Origin of the sequence: Microbacterium sp. Cr-K32, assembly GCF_000708345.1 — a bacterium.
Taxonomy (GTDB): Bacteria; Actinomycetota; Actinomycetes; order Actinomycetales; family Microbacteriaceae; genus Microbacterium; species Microbacterium maritypicum_A.
Genome location: NZ_JARD01000022.1, coordinates 276,679 through 301,091, shown reverse-complemented (window position 1 = coordinate 301,091; position 24,413 = coordinate 276,679). Strand labels below are relative to the sequence as shown.

Annotated in this window: 21 protein-coding genes; 10 read left to right on the top strand and 11 right to left on the bottom strand. The window is 68.9% G+C overall.

Annotated elements, in window-relative coordinates; all coding sequences use genetic code 11:
* The first annotated feature begins 60 nt into the window (after window positions 1-60).
* Complete coding sequence (locus tag GZ64_RS0112230; RefSeq protein WP_029266822.1) at window positions 61-681, top strand: SAF domain-containing protein; 621 nt, start codon at window positions 61-63, stop codon at window positions 679-681.
* Window positions 678-1,919, top strand: coding sequence for an AAA family ATPase (locus tag GZ64_RS0112225; protein ID WP_051668014.1), 1,242 nt, complete (start codon window positions 678-680; stop codon window positions 1,917-1,919). The genes GZ64_RS0112230 and GZ64_RS0112225 overlap by 4 nt, the downstream gene beginning before the upstream one ends.
* Here GZ64_RS0112225 and GZ64_RS0112220 read toward each other — a convergent pair.
* Both GZ64_RS0112220 and secA read right to left on the bottom strand, forming a co-directional pair.
* Complete coding sequence (locus GZ64_RS0112220) at window positions 1,843-3,069, bottom strand: pyridoxal phosphate-dependent aminotransferase (RefSeq protein ID WP_021199852.1); 1,227 nt, start codon at window positions 3,067-3,069, stop codon at window positions 1,843-1,845. The two genes, GZ64_RS0112225 and GZ64_RS0112220, sit on opposite strands and share 77 nt — an antisense overlap.
* Window positions 3,070-3,133: 64 nt before the next feature.
* A complete protein-coding gene (gene secA / locus GZ64_RS0112215) occupies window positions 3,134-5,935 on the bottom strand; it encodes a preprotein translocase subunit SecA (protein WP_029258246.1) in 2,802 nt (933 codons plus the stop codon).
* A 190-nt stretch (window positions 5,936-6,125) separates the two neighbouring features.
* On the opposite strand from secA, the gene GZ64_RS0112210 reads away from it, so the two are divergent.
* The gene (locus tag GZ64_RS0112210) at window positions 6,126-6,746 is read left to right on the top strand and encodes a PadR family transcriptional regulator (RefSeq protein ID WP_021199850.1); all 621 of its coding nucleotides are present in this window, start codon (window positions 6,126-6,128) and stop codon (window positions 6,744-6,746) included.
* A gap of 105 nt (window positions 6,747-6,851) precedes the next feature.
* Window positions 6,852-8,174: a hypothetical protein gene (locus GZ64_RS0112205; RefSeq protein ID WP_029266818.1), complete on the top strand. Its 1,323-nt coding sequence runs from the start codon at window positions 6,852-6,854 to the stop codon at window positions 8,172-8,174.
* A gap of 76 nt (window positions 8,175-8,250) precedes the next feature.
* Here GZ64_RS0112205 and hpf read toward each other — a convergent pair whose 3' ends face one another.
* The 5 genes from hpf to mtrA form a co-directional block, all read right to left on the bottom strand.
* Entirely contained in the window at window positions 8,251-8,907 is a 657-nt protein-coding gene (gene hpf / locus GZ64_RS0112200) for a ribosome hibernation-promoting factor, HPF/YfiA family (RefSeq protein ID WP_029258249.1), read from the bottom strand.
* 135 nt (window positions 8,908-9,042) lie between these two features.
* Window positions 9,043-9,687, bottom strand: coding sequence for a ComF family protein (locus tag GZ64_RS0112195; protein WP_029266816.1), 645 nt, complete (start codon window positions 9,685-9,687; stop codon window positions 9,043-9,045).
* A 93-nt stretch (window positions 9,688-9,780) separates the two neighbouring features.
* Window positions 9,781-11,499 (bottom strand): LpqB family beta-propeller domain-containing protein, encoded by a 1,719-nt coding sequence (locus GZ64_RS0112190; protein ID WP_051668012.1) that lies wholly within the window; start codon window positions 11,497-11,499, stop codon window positions 9,781-9,783.
* Window positions 11,496-13,175: an MtrAB system histidine kinase MtrB gene (gene mtrB, locus GZ64_RS0112185; RefSeq protein ID WP_036331452.1), complete on the bottom strand. Its 1,680-nt coding sequence runs from the start codon at window positions 13,173-13,175 to the stop codon at window positions 11,496-11,498. The genes GZ64_RS0112190 and mtrB overlap by 4 nt, the downstream gene beginning before the upstream one ends.
* 7 nt (window positions 13,176-13,182) lie before the next feature.
* Window positions 13,183-13,863, bottom strand: coding sequence for an MtrAB system response regulator MtrA (gene mtrA, locus GZ64_RS0112180; protein ID WP_029266804.1), 681 nt, complete (start codon window positions 13,861-13,863; stop codon window positions 13,183-13,185).
* A 119-nt stretch (window positions 13,864-13,982) separates the two neighbouring features.
* On the opposite strand from mtrA, the gene GZ64_RS0112175 reads away from it, so the two are divergent.
* The 5 genes from GZ64_RS0112175 to GZ64_RS0112155 are packed head-to-tail and all read left to right on the top strand — an operon-like array spanning window position 13,983 to window position 19,544.
* Window positions 13,983-15,398: a hypothetical protein gene (locus tag GZ64_RS0112175; protein ID WP_029266803.1), complete on the top strand. Its 1,416-nt coding sequence runs from the start codon at window positions 13,983-13,985 to the stop codon at window positions 15,396-15,398.
* On the top strand, window positions 15,395-16,036 hold the full coding sequence (locus tag GZ64_RS0112170) for a DUF4129 domain-containing protein (RefSeq protein ID WP_029258253.1): 642 nt from the start codon (window positions 15,395-15,397) through the stop codon (window positions 16,034-16,036). Before GZ64_RS0112175 ends, GZ64_RS0112170 begins: the two co-directional genes overlap by 4 nt.
* On the top strand, window positions 16,033-17,268 hold the full coding sequence (locus GZ64_RS0112165) for a DUF4350 domain-containing protein (protein ID WP_051668011.1): 1,236 nt from the start codon (window positions 16,033-16,035) through the stop codon (window positions 17,266-17,268). The genes GZ64_RS0112170 and GZ64_RS0112165 overlap by 4 nt, the downstream gene beginning before the upstream one ends.
* A 44-nt stretch (window positions 17,269-17,312) precedes the next feature.
* A complete protein-coding gene (locus GZ64_RS0112160) occupies window positions 17,313-18,236 on the top strand; it encodes an AAA family ATPase (protein ID WP_208323723.1) in 924 nt (307 codons plus the stop codon).
* Window positions 18,237-19,544: a DUF58 domain-containing protein gene (locus GZ64_RS0112155; RefSeq protein WP_029266801.1), complete on the top strand. Its 1,308-nt coding sequence runs from the start codon at window positions 18,237-18,239 to the stop codon at window positions 19,542-19,544.
* Between the two features lie 16 nt (window positions 19,545-19,560).
* Here GZ64_RS0112155 and GZ64_RS0112150 read toward each other — a convergent pair whose 3' ends face one another.
* Complete coding sequence (locus GZ64_RS0112150) at window positions 19,561-20,553, bottom strand: stage II sporulation protein M (protein WP_021199838.1); 993 nt, start codon at window positions 20,551-20,553, stop codon at window positions 19,561-19,563.
* Window positions 20,554-20,569: 16 nt separating this feature from the next.
* Between GZ64_RS0112150 and GZ64_RS0112145 the strand changes: the two genes are divergently transcribed.
* Window positions 20,570-21,379 (top strand): RDD family protein, encoded by an 810-nt coding sequence (locus GZ64_RS0112145; protein ID WP_029258258.1) that lies wholly within the window; start codon window positions 20,570-20,572, stop codon window positions 21,377-21,379.
* A 60-nt stretch (window positions 21,380-21,439) separates the two neighbouring features.
* Here GZ64_RS0112145 and GZ64_RS0112140 read toward each other — a convergent pair whose 3' ends face one another.
* The 3 genes from GZ64_RS0112140 to GZ64_RS0112130 are packed head-to-tail and all read right to left on the bottom strand — an operon-like array spanning window position 21,440 to window position 24,326.
* Window positions 21,440-22,654: an ABC transporter permease gene (locus GZ64_RS0112140; RefSeq protein WP_029258259.1), complete on the bottom strand. Its 1,215-nt coding sequence runs from the start codon at window positions 22,652-22,654 to the stop codon at window positions 21,440-21,442.
* Window positions 22,651-23,403 (bottom strand): ABC transporter ATP-binding protein, encoded by a 753-nt coding sequence (locus GZ64_RS0112135; RefSeq protein ID WP_081859744.1) that lies wholly within the window; start codon window positions 23,401-23,403, stop codon window positions 22,651-22,653. The genes GZ64_RS0112140 and GZ64_RS0112135 overlap by 4 nt, the downstream gene beginning before the upstream one ends.
* Window positions 23,400-24,326 carry a hypothetical protein gene (locus GZ64_RS0112130; protein ID WP_029266799.1) on the bottom strand — a complete coding sequence of 309 codons (927 nt, stop codon included), beginning with the start codon at window positions 24,324-24,326 and terminating at the stop codon, window positions 23,400-23,402. Before GZ64_RS0112130 ends, GZ64_RS0112135 begins: the two co-directional genes overlap by 4 nt.
* Between the last annotated feature and the right edge of the window lie 87 nt (window positions 24,327-24,413).

The window sequence follows — 24,413 nt, the reverse complement described above, 5'->3', positions numbered from 1 at the left end:
CCGATCGCCTCCTGTGGATAACTCACGGACCATCGACGCCGTTTCTGTGACGATATCGCCATGGCATCCCTCCCTCCTCCTCGGCGTGCGTTCTGGGGCGACGTCCGCTTCCTCGTGGGCATCGCACTGGTAGCGCTCTCCATCGCAGGCGTCTGGCTGATCGTGTCGGCATCAGACCATGCAGTACCGGCCCTCCAGGCCACGCGGACGATCGCGCAGGGAGAGGAGCTGACCTCCTCGGACTTCCAGGTCGTCGACGTCGGTCTGGGCTCGTTGGCCGACGACTATCTCGGGCCCGAAGACGTCCGTCCCGGCAGCGTGGCGGCGCGCACTCTGCAGAGCGGCGAGCTCGTTCCGACGTCAGCCCTGACCGACGCCGACAGCAGCCGTTCCACGACCGTCGTGATCCAGAGCAGCACCGGGATCCCGGAAGGAGTCGAGGCGGGCACGGTTGTGGAGATCTGGCAGGCGCCGCCCCTCGACGAGAGCAGGTCCTACGATGTCCCGCGCATCCTCGTCGCCGACGTGATCGTGCACGACGTGCTCGACCAGGAGGGCGTGCTCGCCGATACCGGAAGCCAGCTCGAAGTCGTGATCGACCGCGCCGATGTGGCCGACGTGCTCGCCGCGATCACCGGTGGGGCCGCCCTCTCGGTCGTGCCGGTCGGGTCCGGATCGTGACGGCTGTCGTCGTGGCGGTTCCCGAGCCCCGCGCGAGCGTGCTGGCCGCGGAACTCGGACTGGAAGGCATCGAGGTGGTCTCGATCGTCGTGCCCGCCCCGGGCGTCGAGATCCCTCCCGGCACCGAAGCCGTCATCGTCCCCGCCACGCGCGCGGTGCTGACCCCAGAACTGATCTCCACGTGCGATCGAGCCGGCGTGCGCATCCTGGCTCTCGGCGGAGCGGACAGCCGCTTGCTGGGCCGTCTCGGACTGTCCGCGGCCCTGCGCGCCGACGCCGCGGGATGGGAGGTCGCAGCGACGTTGGCGACAGAGGCGGATGCGGCGCCGCGGCCGCCGTCCATCCTCCCCCACCGCGTCATCGCCGTCTGGGGTCCGCATGGCGCCCCGGGGCGATCCACGCTGGCTATCCAGCTGGCGGCCGAGCTCGCCCGCACCGGACGCCGGACCGCTCTGGTCGACGCCGATACCGTCGCTCCGGCTCTCGCTCTCCTGCTCGGCCTCGGCGACGACTCACCGGGTGTGGCCGCCGCGTGCCGGCGGGCGGAGCGCGGGGCTCTCGACTCCGCCGAACTGACCAGACTCGCCACCACGGTCTCCACGGGCGGAGGGGACATCGAGGTGCTGCCCGGCATCAACCGTCCCAGCCGTTGGCCGGAGCTCTCTGCGACGCGCCTCAGAGCGACGTTCGCCGCCTGCCGCGAGTGGATCGAGGACACCGTCGTCGATATGTCCGACGCCTTCGATGCCGACGACGAGGTCACGCACGATCTCGCGGGGCCGCGTCGTCACGCGGCGACCTCGGCGACATTGGAAGAGGCTGATCTGATCATCGCGGTCGCCTCGGCCGATCCGCTCGGAATCAGCAGATTCGTGCGCGACCATGCCGAGCTGCGACGCATCACCGCACGCACTCCCGTGGTCGTCGTGGTCAATCGGGTGCGATCGGGGCCCCTCGGGATCGATGCGCGAGGGCAGGTGCGGCGCACGCTCGAGAGGTTCGCGGGCATCACCGACGTCGTCTTCCTGCCGTTCGACCAGCGCGCGGCCGACGCGGCGCTGCTGCATGCGCGCCCCATGACCGATGTGGCTCCCCGCTCGCCCTTCGCTGCCGCCGTGAGACGACTGGCGACGACGCTCTGTCCCGCCGAGGCGGAGACCGCTACTGCCGGTAGCTCGAGAGGAAGTTCCCCAGTCGTTCGACGGCTTCGCTCAGCACTCGGGGTTCGGGGAGCGTGACGAGCCGGAGGTGGTCCGGGGTCGCCCAGTTGAAGCCGGTGCCCTGAACGAGCAGGATGTGCTCCGAGACCAGCAGGTCGTACACCAGCCGTGCGTCATCCCGGATCTCGTGCACATTCGGGTCGAGCCGCGGGAATGCATACAGGGCGCCCTGCGGCTTGACGCAGGAGACGCCGGGGATCGACTCGAGCCCCTCCCATGCGATGTCGCGCTGCTCGTGCAGGCGACCGGTCGGAGCGATCAGCGCCTCGATCGACTGCACTCCGGAGAGCGCCGCCTGCACGGCATGCTGTGCCGGGACGTTCGGGCAGAGTCGCGTGGACGCCAAGAGCGTGATGCCCTCCAGGAAGCCCTTGGCGTGGTCCTGTGGTCCCGTGATGACCATCCAACCCGACCGGTATCCCGCCACCCGATACGTCTTGGACAGGCCGTTGAAGGTCAGGCACAGCAGATCGGGAGCAAGGGTCGCCGTCGGGATGTGCACGGCGCCATCGAACAGGATGCGGTCATAGATCTCGTCCGACAGCAGCAACAGCTGGTGCTCGCGGGCGATCTGCACCAGCCCCTCGAGGATCTGACGGGAGTACACGACGCCCGTGGGGTTGTTCGGGTTGATGATGACGAGCGCCTTGGTGCGTGGCGTGATCTTCGAGCGGATGTCCTCGAGGTCCGGCTGCCACTCGTCATCCTCGTCGCAGAGGTAGTGCACGGGCGTCCCGCCGGCGAGGCTGGTCATCGCCGTCCAGAGCGGGTAGTCCGGCGCCGGGATGAGCACTTCGTCGCCCTCATCCAGCAGCGCCTGCATGGTCATCGTGATGAGCTCGGAGACACCGTTGCCGAGATACACGTCATCGGGGTCGAATCGAGGGAAGCCCTCGATCTCCTCATAGCGGCTCACGACAGCACGCCGGGCGGAGATGATGCCCTTGCTGTCGCTGTAGCCGTGCGCCGTCGGCAGCGCCGCGAGCATGTCGCGCACGATCTGGTGCGGAGCGTCGAAACCGAAGATCGCCGGATTGCCCGTGTTCAGCTTGAGGATCTTGTGTCCCTCGGCTTCCAACCGCGCCGCCTCGACGAGGGCGTTTCCGCGGATCTCGTACAGGACGTTCTTGAGCTTCGACGACTGGTCGAAGTTGCGCGTTGGGGTCATCGGCCAAGCCTACAGCGACGAAAGGAGGGCCAATCCACGCGGACTGGCCCTCCCTGCGCTGACGCTACTTCTTTTTCTTGCCCTGGGCGCGACGCTGCTCGCGGTTCCCGGCAGCGGGCGCCTCTGCATCGGTGCGCTGACCGAAAGCCCCGCGCGGCGCTTCCTCCGGCTCGGTCTGCGGTGCCTGCGCGCGAGCCGCCGCCTGGCGTACGCGATCGGTGGCCGCCTGCTGGACCTGACCGCGGTCGTTGCGCACCTCGACCTCTCCCGCATCGTTCGCGGCGGAGTACTCGAGTCGCTGCTCGCCGCCGTCCGTGGCGAGGCCCTTCGCCTCGACCTCTGCGGTCTGCGAGTCACCGGCACGACGCACCTCGACCTCGAGGTTGTAGAGGTAGCCGACCGACTCCTCCTTGATCTGCCCCATCATCGACTGGAACATCGCGTAGCCCTCGCGCTGGTACTCGATGAGCGGGTCGCGCTGAGCCATCGCACGCAGGCCGATGCCGTCCTTGAGGTAGTCCATCTCGTAGAGGTGGTCGCGCCAGCGGCGGTCGAGCACCTGGAGCACGACACGACGCTCGAGTTCACGTGTGGCGGCTTCGCCGAGCGACTCCTCGCGCGCCTCATACGCGATCTTGGCGTCGGAGAGCAGCTCACGGGTGAGTCCATCGGCATCGATTCCGCCCTTGCGGTCGGCGGCCTCGGCCACCACCTCATCGATCGTCACGCCGACGGGGTAAAGGGTCTTGAGCTCGGTCCAGAGAGCATCGAAGTCCCAGCTCTCGTTGTGACCTTCCCCGGTGTGATCCTTCACGACGCCACTGATGGCGTCTTCGATGAAGTGCTGCACCCGGTCGGCGATGTCATCGCCCTGGAGGATGTGTCGGCGGTCGGCGTAGATGGCCTCGCGCTGGCGGTTCAGGACGTCGTCGTACTTGAGGACGTTCTTGCGCATCTCCGCGTTGCGGGATTCGACTTGCGACTGCGCGCTGCGGATCGCACGGGACACGAGCCCCGACTCGATCGGCACGTCGTCCGGGAAGTTCGTGCGGGCGAGGATCGCCTCGGCCGCCCCCGACTGGAACAGACGCATCAGGTCGTCGGTGAGGCTCAGGTAGAAGCGGCTCTCACCGGGGTCGCCCTGACGTCCGGAACGGCCACGGAGCTGGTTGTCGATGCGGCGGGACTCGTGACGCTCGGTGCCGAGCACGTAGAGGCCGCCGGCCTCGATGACCTTCTCGGCCTCCTCCGCGACGACGGCCTTCATCGCCTCGTAGGTCTCATCCCACGCGACCTCGTACTCCTCGGGCGTCTCCACGGGGTCGAGGCCCTTGCCCTTGAGCTCCTGGACGGCGAGGAACTCGGCGTTACCACCGAGCATGATGTCGGTTCCTCGTCCGGCCATGTTCGTGGCGACGGTGACGGCTCCCAGGCGACCGGCCCGAGCGACGATCTCGGCCTCGCGTGCGTGGTTCTTCGCGTTGAGGACCTCGTGCTTGACGCCCTTCTTCGCGAGCAGGCGCGACAGGTATTCGCTCTTCTCGACGCTCACCGTTCCCACCAGCACCGGCTGACCGGATGCGTGACGCTCGGCGATGTCCTCGACGACCTGTGCGAACTTCGCCGTCTCGTTCTTGTAGACGAGGTCGGACTGGTCCTTGCGGATCATCGGACGGTTCGTCGGGATCGGGATGACACCGAGCTTGTACGTGGACATGAACTCGGCGGCCTCGGTCTCGGCCGTACCGGTCATGCCGGCGAGCTTGTCGTACAGGCGGAAGTAGTTCTGCAGGGTGACGGTGGCGAGGGTCTGGTTCTCGGCCTTGACCGGCACGCCCTCCTTGGCCTCGATGGCCTGGTGGATGCCCTCGTTGTAGCGACGACCGACCAGGATTCGGCCGGTGTGCTCGTCGACGATCATGACCTCGTCGTTCATGACGACGTAGTCGGTGTCCTTCTTGAACAGGGCCAGCGCCTTGATCGAGTTGTTGAGGAAGGAGATCAGCGGGGTGTTCGCGGACTCGTAGAGGTTGTCGATGCCGAGGTAGTCCTCGACCTTCTCGATACCGGGCTCGAGCACGCCGACGGTGCGCTTCTTCTCGTCGACCTCGTAGTCCTCGCCGACTTCGAGCGTGCGGGCGATCTTCGCGAACTCGGCGAACCAGCGGTTGGCCTCGCCCGACGACGGACCCGAGATGATGAGCGGCGTGCGCGCCTCGTCGATGAGGATCGAGTCGACCTCGTCGACGATGGCGAAGAAGTGCTCGCGCTGCACGAGGTCTTCCTTGCGCCACGCCATGTTGTCGCGCAGGTAGTCGAAGCCGAACTCGTTGTTCGTGCCGTAGGTGATGTCGGCAGCGTACTGCTCGCGGCGCACAGCGGGAGTCTGACCGGAGACGATGATGCCGGTGGTCATCCCGAGCGCGCGGAACACGCGTCCCATGAGCTCGGCCTGATAGCTGGCGAGGAAGTCGTTGACCGTGATGACGTGGACGCCCTTGCCGGCGATCGCGTTCAGGTAGGCCGGGAGCGTGGCGACCAGCGTCTTGCCCTCACCGGTCTTCATCTCGGCGATGTTGCCGAGATGGAGGGCGGCGCCGCCCATGATCTGCACGTCGTACGCGCGCATTCCGAGCGTGCGCTTGGCGGCCTCGCGCACCGCGGCGAACGCCTCGGGCATCAGCTGGTCGAGCGTCTCGCCCTTCTCGAAGCGAGCACGCAGCTCCGTGGTCTCGTTGCGCAGCTCGTCGTCGGTGAGCTTGGAGATGTCCTCTTCCAGCGCCCCCACTGCCTTGACGACCTGATTCAGGCGGCGGATGACCCGCCCTTCGCCCGCACGCAGCAGCTTCTCAAGAGGATTGGCCACGGATGTCATCTCCCTGTCAGTGGGTAAATCGCCGGTCATCGGTGAACCCGACGCCAGGCATACTTCGCCATGTTACCGGGCTGTGACCTGCACGTCGCCTGCATGGCGGTCCCGCGCGTCGGATCGTCGGGTTGCCCGGCAACCATATACTCGGTATCGCATTCCAAAGAACGGTCACGGGGGACGAACGATGTCAGTACGCCAGAGTCTGCTCGCCATCCTCGCGCAGGGGCCCTGCTACGGATACCAGCTCCGCCACGAATTCGATCGCCGCACCGGATCGGTCTGGCCGTTGAACGTCGGACAGATCTACAACACCCTCGAGCGCCTCGAACGTGACGGCCTGGTGTCGCGCGGCGAGGCCGACGATCGCGGACACGTGTACTGGCGGATCACGGATGCCGGGATCGCCGACGTCGACGAGTGGCTCTCCTCCCCCGTCGTGCGCCCCCAGGGCACCCGGGACGAACTCGCGATCAAGCTCGCGGTCGCGGCGACTCTTCCGGGCGTCGATGCGACCGCAGCGATCCTCGCTCAGCGATCGGCCTCCCTGCGACAGCTGGAAGCTCTTCGGCAGGAGCGCCGAGCGCGGGGCGACGCCGACGATCCCGAAGGACTCGCGTGGGCCCTCCTGACCGACTCCATGATCTTCGCCGCGGAGGCCGAGGTGCGCTGGCTCGATCACACCGCGCAGCGCCTCAGCGGGCATCCCCGCCATGCGATGGCGCTCGAGCTCACCGCCGATCGCCCCAAGCGCGGGCGACCCGCGAAGACCGTGTCGGCGATGTCCGACGCCCTCCCGGCACTCTGACCCACGTCACAGGCGCGCTCCGCACGCCGGGACCGACACGGGATCGCCGTTCGCCCCGAGCGGATGCTCAGCCATCCCTGTGCCCGGGGAAACTAGGATCGGGTCATGGCTGGATTTTGGGGCAGACGCAAACGCGAACAGGAAGAACTCGCCGCACAGGATGCCGATCTGGCTCGACGTGCTGAGCAGGCCCTGGTCAGCGCCGACGAGCGGATCCGCACGACCTCCGACGAGCTCTCCTTCGCGGAAGCCGAGCTCGGCGAGTCGCTCACCGCTGATCTGCGCACGGCACTCGCTGCGGTGCGCACCCACTTGCGCGAAGCGTTCCAGCTCCACCAGCTGAACCACGACGAGATCCCGGACACCGACGAGGAGCTGCGTACGCGCAACGCGCGCATCCTCCAGCTCTGCGACTGGGCGCAGGACCTGCTCGACGAGAAGACCTCCGTCCTCGCCGAGTCGGTCGCCAAGGTGCGACGCGCCCCGGAGATCATCGCGCAGGTGCGGGCCGAGGCAGCCGCGCTCAGCGCCCGCATCCCCCAGACCAACGAAGCCGTCTCCCGTCTCTCGGCCCGGTACGCCGATTCCGCCATGCACCAGATCACCGCCAGCGCGGCGGAGGCGGAGCAGCTCATCAGCTTCGCTACGCACAGCGCCGACGTGTCGGAACGCCGTCGCGCGGCGAAGCAGAACGAGGAGGCCAACGTCGCCCTCGAGACGGCGACGGAAGCCACCCGCCGTGCGTCTGCCCTGCTCGATGCGGTGGAGGACTTCGAGATCGAGGCCCTGCGCGCCGAATCCACCCTGGCCGAGGTGGTCGCCGACTCCCGCGGCGATCTCATCGCGGCGCGGACAGCCCCGAACGTGCCTGCCGTCGCCCAGGCGGTCGCCGCACTCCAGGCCGCGCTGGGCGCGCTGACGCCCTCCGGACAGCCCAACGATCCGTTTGCCGAGCTGTCCCAGCTGCGCGACGCGAACTCGGCCCTCGACCAGGCGATCGCTCAGGCCCGTCACCGCGCCGAGAACCCTCTCCCGAGCATCGCTCAGGTGCAGCACGCGATCGACGATGCCGACCGGCAGCTGGGGGTGGCGCGCGGCCTCATCTCCGGACACCGCGGCTGGATCGGTGCCGACGCCCGCACCCGCCTCGCCGAGGCGGAGCGCCTTCGCGTCGATCTGTCCGACCTCCTCCCCGCCGAGGACACTCGCGAAGCGGCGCTCGTCCAAGCGCGTCGCGTCGCGCACCTGGCCTCCGAAGCGCTGCAGCTCGCGCAGCGCGACATCGATTCCTCGCGTCCCCAGGATCAGAACTGGGGCGGCGGTGGCGGCTGGGGCGGCGGCGGACGGCGCGGCGGCGGCGGCGATCTCGCCTCGGGCATCCTCGGTGGCCTCGTGATCGGCAGTCTGCTGGACGGCATCTTCGACTGACATTCAGTCTCCGCCGCATCGCTCGACACAGAAACGGCCCGGTCCCTCACGGGATCGGGCCGTTCTGCGATTCAGATCAGGAGGCGAGCGCCTCGGACGGCGGAGCCTGAGTGCTCAACGCGATGACACCGTAGTCCCAGCCCTTGCGTCGATAGACGACGCTCGGGTGGTCGGTGCGGACGTCGACGAAGAGGAAGAAGTCGTGTCCGACCAGCTCCATCCTGTCGACCGCCTCTTCGACGGTCATCCATTCCGCATCGAAGCTCTTCGTGCGGATGACGACGGGCGAATAGTCGTCTTCTTCGGTCTGCTGCACCGGCACGCTGCCGGTCGCGACCGCGTGGAGGATGTCGGCCGATGCCGGCTGGACGTCGATGCCCTCGAGCGCTCCACTCTCCTTCTCGAAATGCGCGCCGCGCGGATGCTGTCGTCCGTCGACTCGCTTCTCCTTCGCGCGACGCAGCTGCTCGGACATCTTGTCGACCGCGAGGTCGAGGGCCACGAACTTGTCTCCATCCGTCGCCTCTGCGCGGACGACCGGACCCTTGCCGATCAAGGTCAGCTCGACGGTCTCATCCGGGACATGACCGTTGCGATATACGCGATGGGTGACTTTCACGTCCAGCCGTTGCGCGCGAGACGCGAGCATCTGGATCTTGGCGATCTTCTCTTCGACAACGGTTCGGAAGCGATCGGTGATACCCACTCCGACGCCAACGATGCTTGTTTCCATTGCTGCCTCCTTGTCCCGGTCCTCCCGGCCAAGGGCGGACCGTGGTCGCCTTGTGTCCCCCCACCGTAGTCCGCCCGCCGACGGATGTCACGGGATCATTCCGCTGTGTCGCCGGTGCATTCCCGATGAGCTTCATCAGAATCCGCCACGACGCGGCGTGGCGGCGAGCGCAACCGCCGCCACGACGCGGAAGCCGGTCGATTCCAGTGCTCGTGCCGCTTCGTCGAGGGTCGCCCCCGTCGTGACGACGTCGTCGACGACGACCGCCTCTGCGCCCCCACCTGACCGGCGTGCTTGCATGGCACCATGCACGTTGGACTCTCGTGCGCGTGCACCGAGGCCGCGCTGATCGGCGGTACGGTCCGCAAGCGAGAGCAATCGCTGAGGCTCTGCGTGCGCGCGACGGATCAAGAGCTCGGGCACGCGGTATCCGCGACGCCGAAACGCGCTTCTCCTGGTCGGGACCGGCACGATCCACGTGCTCGGCGTGACCACAGGCTCGAGCACCGCCGCCAGGGCGGCGCCGAGGGGGCGGGCGAGAAGCGTCTCCCCCTCTCCCTTCAGACGGCGGATACAGCGCGCGGCCACCCCATCGAACACGAGGGCGGTTCGGACCGGAATGCCTCGAGGGGTCTGCCCGAGCTGCAGGGCGGGCCGGAGCGCCGCTTCACACCGCCCGCACAGGAGCGTGGCCGGCTCATCGCATCCGGCACACGTGGCAGCGAGGAGGAATGCGGCGATCTCGGCACCGACGCCGCGGGGACCCCTTGTCTTCCACATCCGAAGATTCTGCGCCCTCGACCTCCGCCGGAGTTGCCGATCATCCCCGTTGCGCGAATGAGCTGAAGGCAGGTCCCCTCCGTGCAGGGAAGGTCATTCACCCACGCGTGTCGCGAGCACGGAGACGTCGGAGGCGACCTCGCGCCAGGCCGACCCCGCGTGCGCGAACAGCTCGCCGTTGGAGCCGAGGATCCTCACCCCGGATGCGGTGCGTGCGCCGGCGATCGAGAGGGCGTTGCTCGGTGCGGCCTCCGCCGACCCCGGACCGCCGACCACCTGGGTGAGGAGACGCGGGCTGCTCTGGTCGGCGAGCACACCCACACGATCGGCCCCCAGCCACACCAAACCCATCGCCGGCTCGGAGAGCTGGGTCAGCTGCGTGAACTCGCCGAGCTCGATCGGGATGCCGGCGGCGTCACGGACGACCGCCGCGACGACCACCCACATCTGCTTGCCGACGGTCACCACGGCCGCCACCCTGGCGCCGTCTGCCGATACCCGCAGATGAGAGATCGTCGATGCGCTCGGCCATGCCTTCGCGATCTGATGCCCGACGGCATCGCTTCCCGCCGCCTGCACCGCCGCCGGTGCTCCCGCGGGGACCGACCAGGTGTAGCCGTACGGATCGAGTGAGGGCTTGATGAGACCAGGACGGGCGTCCAGCTCGTCGAGGCTGCCTTCGCCGATCAGATAGACGTGCTGATCGGCGAGCTGCACGGCGGCGCGGGAGTCATCGGCGGCGACGTCTATGGAGACGATCGGCTGCGTGACGGCGCTGATCTCCGAGCTGATACCGGGGATGGGCGAGATCTCATCGCCGACGATCCGCCCGAACGCGCCGTTCTGCAGCACGAGAGTGCCCGTCGTGGCCGACGGGGGGACGACATCCGCCACCCCGGCCTCGAGATTGCGGCCGTCCACCGTGAACCGGACCTCGGTCACCGCGACGCCGGCAGCGCGGAGGGTCGCCTGGAGCTGGGTGCGCATCCGGGAGAGCGTGGCGGCGTCGAGGCCCGAGGCGGGCCGGGTGAGCGCGACATCCGCCACCTGGCCGACGATGGGAACCGCGTCCTGCGCCAACTGCACGTCGGCGGGGAAAGCGTTCTGCACTGCGGGGTCCAACCACTCGCTGGGCTCGCCGCCGATGAGCGCCCGTGTCACCGTCGTCGCGGGGCTCTGGCGCCGCGGGAACCAGCGCATGTCGGGCACCAGCCTCGACCAGCCGAGGTCGAAGTACTGCAACGGATACCCTTCGAACACCTTGGTAAATCGCGTCTCATCGATCACCACGCCGTCCGGCGCCTGCGTGATGCGCCATTCGCCGTTCTCCATCCGCTGCAGCGTGAATGCCACGTTGGACGATCCGAGGGCCTCGGAGTACTCTCCGGCGTCATCGACACTCGCGACCAGGTCGAGCGTGACCTGGACCTCTGCGGTGTCCGCACTCTCCACCTCATCGTCGGGGACCGAAGAGGTGACGGTCCTGGTGTCCGTGCCGATGTCGATCGACACCCCTGCCGACGGGCTCCAGCTGCGCTGCAACGAAGGCGCGAGGAAGTCGCGTGCGGTGTCCCAGTTGTCGGTCGTCGTGATACCGGCCTCGAGAAAGCCCTCGACGATCTCCTCGGGTCCCGCACCGGTGATCGGGCCGGAGGCCACGGGGAGGATGTCGACGTCCTGCGGTGACTCCCCCAGCTTGAGGCCGACCGCGACGTCACCACTCGTCGGCAACCCCGCGCATGCGGGAAGCAGCGCTGCGACGAGTATCAGCGCGAGGCCTCGCAGCCGCCGATTCGGTCTCCGCTCGGTCACGACCAGTCCTCCTCATCGAACATGCCGGCGGGCGCGTCCGTCAGCGAGATCGGCTGGGTCGCGTCGCCGAGCTCCGCGAAGGGCTCCTGGGGTTCGATCGGGATCGGGCTCGGACCGTCCAGGACTCCACCGTGTCGGGGAATCGTGAGCACGAAGTTCGTCCCGACGCCGAGTTCGGACCAGACGTCGAGGGTACCGCCGTGCAGGGTCGCATCTCCCAGGGCGATCGACAGCCCGAGTCCCGTCCCCCCGATCGTGCGCTGACGCGAAGGGTCGGCGCGCCAGAAGCGATCGAAGACACGCTCCGCATCGGCCGGCTCCATGCCCAGGCCGAAATCCCGCACCCCGGCGGCGACCGCGTGCTGGTTGCTGTCGACGGTGACGACCACCGGGCGTCCCTCGCCGTGCTCGATCGCGTTGCCGATCAGGTTGCGCAGCACCCGGCGCACCCGACGCGGATCCATGTCGACGGGCGAGTAGCCACCCGGTGCCACCAGCCGCAGCTCGGTGCCGTGCCCCTCGGCCAACGGACGCATCTGCTCGATGATGTCCTCGGCCAGGTGGGTGAGGCTCGTCGCCTCCAACTCGAGCTGCACCGATCCCGCGTCATAACGGCTGATCTCGAGCAGATCCGACAGCAAGGTCTCGAAGCGCTGCACCTGGGCGTGCAGCAACTCGGCCGTGCGGGCGGTGGTGGGGTCGAACTCCTCACGCTGGTCGTTGAGCATGTCCGCGGCGAGGCGGATGGTGGTCAGCGGAGTCCGCAGCTCGTGCGACACGTCCGACACGAACCGCTGCTGCACCATCGACAGTTCGCCGAGTTCCTTGATCTGCGACTCGATGCTGTCGGCCATCGCGTTGAACGACCGTCCGAGAGTGGCGAGTTCATCTTCTCCGTGTACTTCGAGGCGCACGCCGAGATCCCCCGCCGCCAGTCGCGCGCTGGTCTCCGCAGCCTGCACGATCGGGGTCGAGACGGCGCGGAGGACGATCCAGGAGATCGCGGCGACGATCGCCACGAGACCGATCCCCGCGATCCACAGCGTTCGCTGCACGAACACCAGGGTCTGGTCCGCGTCGCCGAGGTCGTAGGCGAAGTAGATCGCGAACGCCCCGGCTTCCGGCACCTGGAGCTGCTGCCCGACGATGATTCCGGGAACCTCTCCCCCGTCCGGGGAGGGCAGAGCCACCGACTGCCAGGCCTGGCGGTCGTCGAACTCCACGACGCGCGCCTGGAGTTCCGGGCTCAGCAGGCTCCTGCTCAGCCCGGCCTCGAAGCCGTTAAGTCGGACACCGTTCGCATTGTCGATCTTGAAGCCGGCGAGCTGATCGGTGCTCGACGTGCGGGTGAGATTCGACTGGACGCTGTTCCACAGTTCGGTGAGGGCCGCGGAGTCATCCCCCACCTCGGCCACGTCCAGGATCCCCTGCGCCTGATCGACCGCGCGGCGGGAGTCTTCGAGGGCGACGTCCTTGCGGGAGATGAAGAGATCGTTCTGGATGACGAGAGCCATCGTCACGCACGTGATGAAGATCGCCAGGGAGGTCGCGAGCAGGGTGATCGAGAGCGTGCGGAACCGCAAGGAGCGGCGCCACAGGATGCCGAGCATCGGCGGCCAACCTCGCCAGTCGCGCAGGACAGCGACCGTCGCGGTGGTCGCTGTCGTCGCGGCCATCGTGCTCCTAGCCGACGCTCCCGGCGCGGTAGCCCACGCCGCGCACCGTCATGACGATCTTCGGGTTGTCGGGGTCGAGCTCCACCTTCGCGCGCAGGCGCTGCACATGCACGTTCACCAGTCGGGTGTCGGCCTTGTAGTGGTAGCCCCACACCTGCTCCAGGAGCATCTCCCGGGAGAACACCTGCTGGGGCTTCGACGCGAGTGCGACGAGAAGCTGGAACTCCAACGGCGTGAGCGCGATCGGAGCCGTGCCCCGGCGGACCTCGTGCGCATCGACGTCGACGGTGAGGTCGCCGACGCGGAGCTGCTCGCTCGTGGCCTGCGGCGTGGGACGAAGCCGGGTGCGGATGCGGGCGACCAGTTCCTTCGGGTTGAAAGGCTTGACCATGTAGTCGTCGGCGCCCACCTCGAGCCCGCGGACGACGTCGGCGGTGTCGCTGCGCGCGGTGAGCATGATGATCGGCACGCCGGACTCGGCACGGATGCGGGTGCAGATCTCGATCCCGTCCATGCCGGGGAGCATGAGGTCGAGCAGCACGAGGTCGGGTCGCTGCGCTCGCCACTCGTCGACGGCGCCCGCACCGTCCGCGCAGAAGACCGGCTCGAAGCCTTCGGTCCGCAGCACGATCCCGATCATCTCGGCGAGCGCGGTGTCGTCGTCGACCACGAGAATACGTGAGGTCATAAGAGTTACCTTATGGCACCGAGTCCCAGCGATCCCAGGTCTGCGCACCGTGTGCGGGATATGACGCGCCGCGCGAGGGATATGACACGATGGGAGCGCACGATGGAGAGGGAGTGCCTGTGACCGGACAGACGTGGACGCCTGCCCCGAAGAAGGGCATCATCCCCCTTCATCCGCTCTCGTTCGGAATGCTGCTGGGAAAGGCCTTCGCCGCGCTTCGGCACAACCCGAAGGTGCTCTTCGGCTTCGCCGTGGTCATCCAGCTCGTCGTGGTGGTCGTCACGGCCGTGGTCATGGGCGTCGTCTTCTTCACGACGTTCAGCCGCCTGGAGACCGTCTCTCCCTCTTCTCCGGACTTCGAAGCGGTGATGGCGGGGACCATCGCGGTGAACCTGATCGCCGGGCTCGCCGTGGGTGTCGCCTCGATCGCCTTCACGGCGATGATGCAAGGCGTCGTCGCCGCGGAGATCGGCTATGCCGCGATCGGAGTGAAGGCGACGCTGCGGATGCTGTGGCGCCGGATGGCCCCGGCGTTCTGGCGACTCGCCGGCTTCGCCTCCCTCTCCGTCGCGGCCGTGTTCGGCATCTTCATCATCGCTGCCGTCATCATCGCGGCCTTCATCGCCGGCGGCATGGGCGGGAGCGCCGAGATGGTCGGCGTCGTCGTGCTCGTGGTGATCGTCATCGTCCTCGCCTGCATCCCGCTGGCGGTGTGGCTCACCACGAAGCTGCTGCTCGTACCGTCGATCCTGGTCCTCGAGCGTGCACGTTTCCGAGACGCTTTCGTCCGCTCCTGGAGGCTCACCCGCGGGCGCTTCTGGGTCGCGTTCGGTGTGACCTTCCTCATCAGCGCGATCATGGGCATCGCGGCCCAGGTCGTCAGCGTCCCCGCCACGCTGCTCGGCTCTCTCCTCGGCTCGGTCGTCGCGCCCACAGGAGCAGAGGACCCGAGTGCGGTGGTCGCCTTCGTCGTGACCTTGATCGCCCCGCAGATCCTGCTCCTCGTCATCCAGGCGATCACCCTCGTGGTCCAGAGCACCGGATCGGCGCTCGTCTACCTCGACTGCCGGATGCGCTACGAGGGTCTGGACCAGACCTTGATCGCATACGTGGAGCGCCGTGACCTCGGCTGGACCGACGAGCAGCAGGAAGATCCGTTCCGCGTCGATCCGTCACGGGCCGTCACCTCTGCACCGCCGCCCCGCCAGGTGCCGGAGCACGTCATGATGTCGCAGGGCTACGGGTATCCGCCCTACGGCGCACAGCCGACGTTCGGAGAGCCGGGAGCGCCTCAGGCATATCCCGCACAGCCGCACCCCGCACAGCCGTACCCCGCACAGCCGCACCCCGCACAGCCTTCGATGCCGTATCCGGCGGCGGCGCCCGTGACACCGCCTGCCGTCGCGTTCCCGCCACCGCCGCCTCCCGCGCCGACCGCCGCATCGGGAACATCCACCATGCCGAGCGTCCCCTCAGCCGAAGCAGCACCCGATGACGGCGGGTGGGCCGCGCCCGGCGCAGACGGCACCGCATGATCCGACCGTTCGACGACCTGTTCGTCCCCGACGGGGACGAAGCCCGACGCTGGGCGGAGGAAGAGCTCTCCAACCCTCGCTACGCCGACGCGAAGCCCACGTGGTTCGATCTCCTGGCGCGTGACATCGGCCGTTTCCTCGCCGACCTGTTCAGCTCCGGCAACGGGGCGGGCATCGGGCCGTCCGCCCTCATCATCGTCATCGTCATCATCGCGGCCGCGCTGGTCGCCGCGCTCATCATCTGGGGCAGACCGCGCAGCTCCCGCGCCGTCAGGCGGGCACAGGGAGACCTCCTCGGAGCGGCCGACGACCGCAGTGCGGCGCAGTTGAGATCGGACGCCGAGCGGGCCGCCCGCGAACGAGACTGGGACGCCGCGACGATCCTCCGGTACCGGGCGATCGCGCGCAGCCTGCGGGAGCGCGATCTGATCGATCCGGCGCCGGGCGCGACGGCGCAGTCGATCGCCCGCGAGGCGAGCACGGTGTTCGTCGACGAGGCAGCCGCCATGCGTCGAGCAGCCTCCTCCTTCGACGACGTCCGCTACCTCGGGCACACCGCGAGCGCCGAGACCTATCGGGATCTCGTCGACATCGATGATCGGATCCGCGCACGCCGCCCCGAGGCGGTGCCGGCATGACCGTGATCGAGCCTGACCACGCCGCCTCCTCTCCGGCTGCCCCTTCCACGGCGGAACACCGCCCGAGCCGGGCCAAGACGATCATCGGATGGACGATCGTCGCCGTCCTGGTCCTGATCGTCGCCATGGTCGGGCTGCGTGTCGCCGTGACCGCCCCCGGCGCGCGCGGTGCTCTCGACCCCGAAGCCCGAGACGACGGCGGCGCCCTCGCGCTCGCGGACATCCTGCGCGATCAGGGCGTCGAGGTCGACGTCCGCCGCTCGCGGGCCGAGGCGCTCACAGCGATCGACGAAGACACGACACTCGTGATGGCCAACCCGTACACCCTGACCGACGAAGCCCTGGAGACGCTCACCGCTCCGGCGGGGCGCGTCGTGTTCCTCTCGACGGGCACGCACCTGCTGAACGAGCTCGGCATCGGAGAGAACGCCACGGGAACACTGCCGGCGGCGGCCCCCGACTGCGACGTCGCCGAGTTCGCGAGGGTCGGGACCATCCGCGCCGACCGCCTGTTCACCCCGGCGGACGGCGTGCAGGCCTGCTTCGGCGATGCCGAGGGCGCCGCCGTCCTCGTGGACCGCCGTTCCACGCCCGAACGCGTGGTGGTGGAGGGCACCAGGCTCTTCGGCAACGCCTATCTCGCCGAGAACGGCAACGCCGCCCTCGGGCTGGCGCTGCTCGGCCAGACCGATCGCGTCGTCTGGTACGTCCCCAGCTTCGCGGACTCGGACATCGAGGCCGAGCCGGTCGACACCCTCGGCAGTCTCACGCCTCCCTGGGTCACACCTGCGATCCTGCTGCTGATCATCGCGGGGATCGCCACCGCGATCTGGCGCGGTCAGCGGTTCGGTCCCCTGGTCGCCGAGACGCTGCCGGTCACCGTGCGCGCGTCGGAGACGATGCACGGACGTGCGCGTCTCACGGCCAGAGCCGCGGATGCACCGCACGCCGGGCAGGCGCTCCGCGACGGAACCCAGCGACGACTGGCTCGACGGCTCGGACTCGCCGTCCACGCAGGCGCAGACGAGGTCGCGGATGCGGCCTCTGATCGACTGCAGATTCCCCGGGGCACGCTCCAGGCGCTGCTCGCCGGGCCGCTCCCCGAGAACGACGCCGCTCTGGTCGACCTCGCCAGACGCCTGGACGAGCTCGAGACCGCAGTGGACGACAGCACGCACGTCGACCGATCAGAACCGACCACCCATCCCCGAGAAGCAGAGGGAAACACGTGACCGTTGAGAACCATCCCACCGACGACGCCGCACTGCGCCAGGCCATGCACCGGGTGCGCACCGAGGTCGACAAGGCGGTGGTCGGCCAGGCCGGCACCGTCACCGGGCTGCTCGTGTCGCTGCTCGCCCGAGGCCATGTGCTCCTCGAGGGTGTGCCGGGCGTCGCGAAGACGCTGGTCGTCCGCTCCTTCGCACGAGCGCTCGGCCTCGACACCAAACGCGTCCAGTTCACTCCCGACCTGATGCCGGGCGATGTCACCGGCTCGCTCGTGTACGACGCGCGCACCGGCGAGTTCGACTTCCGCGCCGGCCCGGTGTTCACGAACATCCTGCTCGCGGACGAGATCAACCGCACGCCGCCGAAGACCCAGGCCGCGCTCCTGGAAGCCATGGAGGAGCGCCAGGTGTCCGCTGACGGCGTCAGTCGCCCCCTGCCCGACCCGTTCCTCGTCGCCGCGACGCAGAACCCGATCGAACACGAGGGCACCTACTCGCTGCCCGAGGCGCAGCTGGACCGCTTCCTGATGAAGCTCGTCGTAGGCATGCCCGAACGCGACGCGGAGGTCTCGGTGCTGCGTCGACACGCGGAGGGCTTCTCGCCGCGCGAGCTGACCGGTGTGGAGGCGGTGGTCACGGCCGACGAGATCCGCGCAGCCCAGCAGGCGGCCGCCGCCGTCGAGGTCACGGACGACGTGCTCGGCTACGTCGTCGACCTCGCTCGGGCGACCCGCCAGTCTCCGTCGGTCGAACTCGGTGCCAGCCCGCGCGCATCGACCGGTCTGCTCGCGGCCGCGAAGGCGTGGGCGTGGCTCAACGCCTCCTCCGCGGTGACGCCCGACCACGTGCAGACGATGCTGGTGCCCGTATGGCGCCACCGCCTCCAGTTGCGACCCGACGCGCAGATGGAAGGCGTGTCCGCCGACGCGGTGCTCACCTCCGTGGTGCAGCAGACCCGGGTGCCGATCTAGGTGTTCGTCACCGGCCGCCTCGCCGTCGCCCTCGCCGTGGGCGTCATCCCGCTCGTCATCGCCGGACTCGCGGGCTATCCGGCGTACGCGGTCCTCGGCGCCTGGATCGGCCTGTGCGCGCTGCTCGTCGCCGTCGACGTCGCGCTCGCGGCGAGCCCCCGATCGGTGACGGTGAGTCGCAGAGTGCCCGCGCGTGTGCGCATCGGGGAGCCGGTCCCGGTGAGCGTGGCCGTGCACAACCACGGCACCAAGCCACTGCACGCCCTGCTTCGCGACGCATGGCAGCCGACGGCGGGGGCGCCGTCGGACCGGCAGCACCTGGTCGTCCCGCCGGGTGAGCGCGGCCGTGTCGCCATTCCGCTCCTCCCCCGCCGTCGCGGGGAACTGGCCAGCGAGTTCGTGATGATCCGCTCCCGCGGACCACTCGGCATCGCGGGCCGGCAGGCACGGCATTCCGTCCGCGGAGCGATCCGCGTGCTCCCTGCCTTCTCCTCGCGCACGCACCTTCCGTCCCGCCTCGCTCGGCTGCGCGAGCTGGATGGCAACACGAGCATCCAGGTGCGCGGTCAGGGTACCGAGTTCGATTCATTGCGCGAGTACGTGCGCGGTGACGACGTGCGCTCGATCGACTGGCGGGCGACCGCCCGCGCAGGAACGACGATGCTGCGCACCTGGCGACCGGAACGGGACCGTCATGTGGTGATCATCATCGACACCGGACGTACAGCGGCAGCTCGTGTCGGCGACGGTACGCGCGTTGATGCCGCGCTCGAGGCGGCACTGCTGCTGGCGGCACTCGCCTCGCGTGCCGGTGATCACGTGCACCTGCTGATGTACGACCGGGTCGTCCGCGGTCGGGTCACCGGGGTCGACGGCGCCGCGTTGCTTCCGGCTCTGACCGACGCCATGGCTCCCGTGCACGCGCGGCTCGTCGACACGGACTGGCACGGCGCATTCGCCGCCGTGCGCTCGCTCACGACGCGGCCCTCGCTGATCGTGGCCCTGACGGCGCAGGACGCGGCCGAGTCGGCCCGTGGCTTCCTCGGTGCCTTCCCGAACGCCTCACGTGCGACCACGGTCCTCGTCGGATCCGTGACCGACGACGGCATCTCCGCTCTCGCGCGCCGTCGTGATTCCCGCGAGGACGTGTATCTCGCCGCGGCCGCCGAGCGAACTCTCCGCGACGCGGAGAACGTCGCCGACGCGATCCGCAGGGCCGGGGGCGAAGCGATCGCCGCCGATCCGGAAGACCTCCCACCGCGGATCGCCGACCGCTACCTCGAGCTGAAGGCCGCCGGTCGACTCTGACGCCGAACCGATCGCGTCAGCCGACGACCAGGCGCGGGGTGCCCGCTTCGTATTCGACGAGGTCGCCGGTCTCACCCGCGCGATGCGCCCTCCCGCCGATCACCAGCATGTAGATGAGGAACACGGCGAGCGCGGCCGCGCCGATCCCGATCTTCACCGGCCAGGGCAGTGCCCAGCCCGTCACGAATCCCTCGACGAGCCCGGCGAGGAACAGCGCGAAGACCAGACCCATCGCGACGGTCGCCAGCGCCCTTCCCTGCTCGGCGAGCGCCTGCCCACGCGTACGGTGCCCCGGGGCGACCCAGGCCCAGAAGACGTGCAGCCCGGCGGCGGCCGCGACGAAGATGCAGGTCATCTCGAGCATCCCGTGCGGAAGGATGTACAGCACCATGAGGTCGGCTTTGTCGTGGACGGCCATGATCGCCCCGGTCGTGCCGAGACCCATCGCGTTCTGCACCAGCACGTACACCGGCCAGATCCCCGTGACGCCGAAGAGCACGCACTGCATGGCGATCCAGGCGTTGTTCGTCCAGACCATGCCCATGAACGCCGCTGCCGGGTTCTCCGTGTAGTAGCCCGTGAAACTCTCCTCCGCATACTGCGCGAGGGCCGCAGGCGGCCCCAGGGTGGCCACGATCGCGGGGTCGCTCGCGATCCATGCGGCGGTGCCGACGGCGACCGCGATGAACGAGATCGCGATGACCAGCGTCGTCCAACGCAAGCGGTACAGGGCCGCGGGCAGCTGCCACCGGAAGAAGCGGCTCGTCTGGGTGAGGATGCTGTCGGATGCGCCGGTGAGCCGCAGCCGGGCGCGGACCAGGATCGTCGACAGGTACGCGCCCTGCGGCGAGTCGCCGACGGACGTCTTCAGTTCGGCGAGATCGGCGGAGGCCGCCCGATACCGGACGATGAGCTCATCGACCCCGTCGCCGTCGAGACGGGCGCGACTGAGCTGGTCGAGCCGCTCCCATTCGGCGCGGCGTGCATCTGTCAGCGCATCGGCATCCACCTGATTTACTGTACTCATGTCCGTCCCGATCGACGTCTCCGACGAGGTCCTGTCCGGCGAGGCCGTCGCGCTCGACGTGCAGCCCGTCGGGTTCCTGCTGCGAGCGCTCGGCGCCGCGATCGACATGCTCCTCGGCTACGCCGTCTTCATCCTGTGGATCTTCCTGCGCATCTGGCTGCTGGACGCGGGCGTGCTCGATGAGACGACGGATCGCATCGCCGTTGTCTCGGCGTTCGTGGTGAGCTTCGTCGTGCTCCCGATCACGATGGAGGTCGCGTTGAAGGGACGCAGCCTCGGCAAGCTCGCGGTCGGTGGACGGATCGTGCGCATGGACGGCGGCGCCGCGGGTTTCCGTCACGCGTTCATCCGCGGGCTGCTCGGCGTCCTCGAGATCTACATGACCTTCGGCGGGATCGCCGTGCTCACGGGCGCGTTCACCGCGCGATCGCAGCGTCTGGGCGACCTCGTCGCCGGGACCTACAGCCAGCGCGTGCGCACACCCGCTCTGAGCTCGCACGTCCCCGTCCTTCCCTCACCGCTGGCCGGCTGGGCGCAGATCGCCGACGTCGCCCGGTTGCCCGACCGTCTCGCACGCCGGATCTCCCAGTTCCTGCAGAGTGCCCCGCGCATGATCCCGGCGGCGCGGGCACGCGTCGCCCAGGATCTGCTCACCGAGGCGAGCCCGTTCGTCTCACCGCTGCCCTCGGCGCCGCCCGAGCAGGTTCTGATCGGCATCACCGTTCTGCGTCGCGAGCGCGAGCGGCGCGCGCTGGAGAACTCCGATCGTCGTGCCGAACGGCTCACCGGCCGTCGGGTCGGCGTCTAGCGGACGTCCGCAGGAACCCTCCCACCACCACCGGGCGACCCGATCGAGCCCGCCGGTGTGTCAGAAACGGATCGCGTCGATCACCTTCACCCGCAGGGCGACGAGGGCGGGGATGAAGCCCGACACCGCGCCGACGATGACGGAGGCGAGAAGCCCGATGAGCGCCGCCCGCATCGGGAACGGCGGGATGTCCTGGATGCCGTAGAACAGCGACGTGATGACCCATTCCGACCGCAGCACCGCGACGACGATCGCGATCCCGATCACGCCGGCCACCGTCGTCGCCACCAGACTCTCCAGGAACACCGCGAAGAAGACCCGCCCCGAGCTCGCCCCGAACGCGCGTCGCACACCGATCTCGCGCACGCGCTGGCGCATCGCCACGAGCTGGATGTTGATGAGGCTCAGCGCTCCGAGGGCGAGGATCAGCGCGGCGATTCCTCCGGTGATCATCTCGAAGGTCGCCTGGGCGTCCATCGCGCCGGGCTGCGCCGCCCAGTCCGATCTGTTCACCGTGACCGTCTGTCCCGCAGGCAGGCCCGCCCGGAGGTCCATCGCGAGCACCGGGGCGATCTGGTCGACCTGCCCCGTGCCCATCCAGATCTCGTACTGGGTCCACGCCTCCGTGGGCAACGCGTCCACGCGAGCCCGGTACGCGTCGTAGAGCAGATCGACGCGAAGCTCTTCGTCGCCGAAGCCCTGGCGAGGTGTGACTCCGATCACCTGGTACGTGCCACCGGCCGGACCGCTCAGGGCCACCGTCGGGTGCTGCGACAGCGGCACACGCCCCAGACGGTCCCAGAGGGGCTCGGTGATCACGACGGGGGGTGCCATCGCCTCGGTGTCCGAGTCGATGAACCAGCGCCCGTCCAGAAGCCGCTCGCGATGGATCTGCGAGAACGCAGGATCCATGATGCGCGCCGGAACCGGCGCTATGCCGTCGGGAAGCTGCAGGTCGACCGTCAGCCCCTGGGAGATGCGCGCGGTGTGGCTGAAGCCGAACCGCTCGGACACACGACTGAAGCGGGCATCGAAGCCGTCGGCGTCGACGGGAGAGCCGTCATCGCTGTTGACGGAGACGACGACGGTCGCGGCGCGCCCGCCCCACCGGTCGGACTGCTCGGCCTGGAACTGGCGCTGGTACTCGGAGAACGCGACGACCGCGGTCAGAGCGCCCACCGACACCGCGATGCCGATCAGGCTGAGCAGCACACGCAGCTTGTGCACCCGGATCTCGGCCCAGGCGTCGGAGAGAGCACCGAGGAAGCCGGTCATGCGATCACCTCCGGCGGCGCCGAAGGCACCGACGCCGCGAGGGTCGACGCTTCGAAGGCGCGGCTGAGGTCGGCGGCTTCCAGGCGGCCCGCATCGAGGCGGTAGTGCCGACGTGCCCGTGCCGCGACATGGAGGTCATGGGTGATCGTGACCAGTGCAGCGTCCGTCTCGGTGGCCACCTCGTCGAGGAGCGACATCACGGATGCGCCGGTGTCGATGTCGAGCGCGCCCGTCGGCTCGTCGGCGAGGATCAGGACGGGTCGGCGGACCAGCGCCCTGGCGATCGCGACGCGCTGCTGTTCGCCGCCGGAGAGCTTGTCCGCGATCTGCTCGACACGATGCCCGAGGCCGACCCGCTCCAGCATGTCGGCGGCGATCTGACGACGGTTCCAGAACATCTTCCCCTTGGCGTGGCCCAGCGGCATCATCACGTTGTCGATCGCCGTGCGCCCGGGAAGAAGATTGAACTGCTGGAAGACGAAGCCGACGTTGTCCCCGCGCAGGCGGTCGAGCCGACCGGAGCGCATCCTGCGCACCTCGCGTCCTTCGAATGCGACGGAGCCCGATGTCGGTGCGTCCAGCATGCCCAGGATGTTGAGCAGGGTGGATTTCCCGGATCCCGACCGACCCACGATCGAGACGTGGTCACCGGCTCCCACCTCGAGGGTGATCCCGCGGAGGATCTCCAGCCGGGAGTCATCCGCCAGGAGCACGCTCTTGGAGACGTCGTCGAGCGCGACGAGACTCACCAGTTCATCCCGCTGTCGCACTGCTCCACTCCCGGGGAGACCTCGTAGCAGAACTCCTCGACGGGAGCCACGAAGCCGGGGACGAGCTGACGGATGCTGTCCCCCTCGGCCAGCCCCTCCGTCACCTCGACCGTGACGCCGTCGTTGACGCCGAGCGTCACGGCGCGCTCCTCGGGGTCGGATCCGTCGCCCGCGTCCACCCAGACCTTGCCGGATCCCGCGCCGCCCTGGACGGCGGTGACCGGGATCACCAGAGCATCGTCGACCTGGCCGAGGGCGAGGTCCATCTTCGCGGGGAGTCCGGCGAAGACGGTCTGATCGACGGGGATGGCGCAGCGCACACTCGCCGTGCCCTCCGCGGTGACCTGCACCCCGACTCCGGTGCACGCGAACGGCGCGGGACCGCCGGTGATGGTGACCGTCGCCTCCGTGGGCGCGTTGACGAGGCGGTACAGCTGCACAGGGTCGACCGTCGCGAGCAGGTGGTACTTGGCCGGGGTGAGCTTGTACGCCTCTGTCCCGACCGTGGTGGCCTGGCCTTTGACCATGGCGAACTCCGACACGTCGCCCGCTTCCGGCGCGACGACGTCGATGTCCTTGCGCGGCTCTTCCTGGCGCACGGTGTAGAGCTTCTGGCCGGCGGCCACCGCTGCTCCTTCACCCACGTGCACGGCGAGGACGGTGCCGTTGAGCTCGCCGCGGACGACGTAGGCGTCGTCGCGGGCCACGTTCCCACTCAGGCTCAGCGCGTTGACCACCGAACCGCGTTCCACCACCACCACCGGATCCGTGATCCCCGCCTCAGGGCTGACGACGCTCTCCGCGCGGTCGGGGAAGAACGCGATCTTGACGAGTGCCGCGGCACACGCTCCGAAGACCACCACGAGAAGCAGGGGGAAGATCCAGCGGCGCCAGACGATCACGAGTGCCTTTCCAGCCGTGCCGCCCTGGCACGCCTGCGGTCAGCGTATCCAGACTTCGGATCCTCGCCGACGGCTGCGTCCGCGTGT

Excerpts from the sequence above, each read along its gene's own strand:
- GZ64_RS0112230 (WP_029266822.1), top strand. The coding sequence starts at position 61 with ATGGCATCCCTCCCTCCTCCTCGGCGTGCGTTCTGGGGCGACGTCCGC.
- GZ64_RS0112220 (WP_021199852.1), bottom strand. The coding sequence starts at position 3,069 with ATGACCCCAACGCGCAACTTCGACCAGTCGTCGAAGCTCAAGAACGTC.
- GZ64_RS0112210 (WP_021199850.1), top strand. The coding sequence starts at position 6,126 with ATGTCAGTACGCCAGAGTCTGCTCGCCATCCTCGCGCAGGGGCCCTGC.
- GZ64_RS0112205 (WP_029266818.1), top strand. The coding sequence starts at position 6,852 with ATGGCTGGATTTTGGGGCAGACGCAAACGCGAACAGGAAGAACTCGCC.
- hpf (WP_029258249.1), bottom strand. The coding sequence starts at position 8,907 with ATGGAAACAAGCATCGTTGGCGTCGGAGTGGGTATCACCGATCGCTTC.
- GZ64_RS0112195 (WP_029266816.1), bottom strand. The coding sequence starts at position 9,687 with ATGTGGAAGACAAGGGGTCCCCGCGGCGTCGGTGCCGAGATCGCCGCA.
- mtrB (WP_036331452.1), bottom strand. The coding sequence starts at position 13,175 with ATGGCCGCGACGACAGCGACCACCGCGACGGTCGCTGTCCTGCGCGAC.
- mtrA (WP_029266804.1), bottom strand. The coding sequence starts at position 13,863 with ATGACCTCACGTATTCTCGTGGTCGACGACGACACCGCGCTCGCCGAG.
- GZ64_RS0112170 (WP_029258253.1), top strand. The coding sequence starts at position 15,395 with ATGATCCGACCGTTCGACGACCTGTTCGTCCCCGACGGGGACGAAGCC.
- GZ64_RS0112165 (WP_051668011.1), top strand. The coding sequence starts at position 16,033 with ATGACCGTGATCGAGCCTGACCACGCCGCCTCCTCTCCGGCTGCCCCT.
- GZ64_RS0112160 (WP_208323723.1), top strand. The coding sequence starts at position 17,313 with ATGCACCGGGTGCGCACCGAGGTCGACAAGGCGGTGGTCGGCCAGGCC.
- GZ64_RS0112145 (WP_029258258.1), top strand. The coding sequence starts at position 20,570 with ATGTCCGTCCCGATCGACGTCTCCGACGAGGTCCTGTCCGGCGAGGCC.
- GZ64_RS0112140 (WP_029258259.1), bottom strand. The coding sequence starts at position 22,654 with ATGACCGGCTTCCTCGGTGCTCTCTCCGACGCCTGGGCCGAGATCCGG.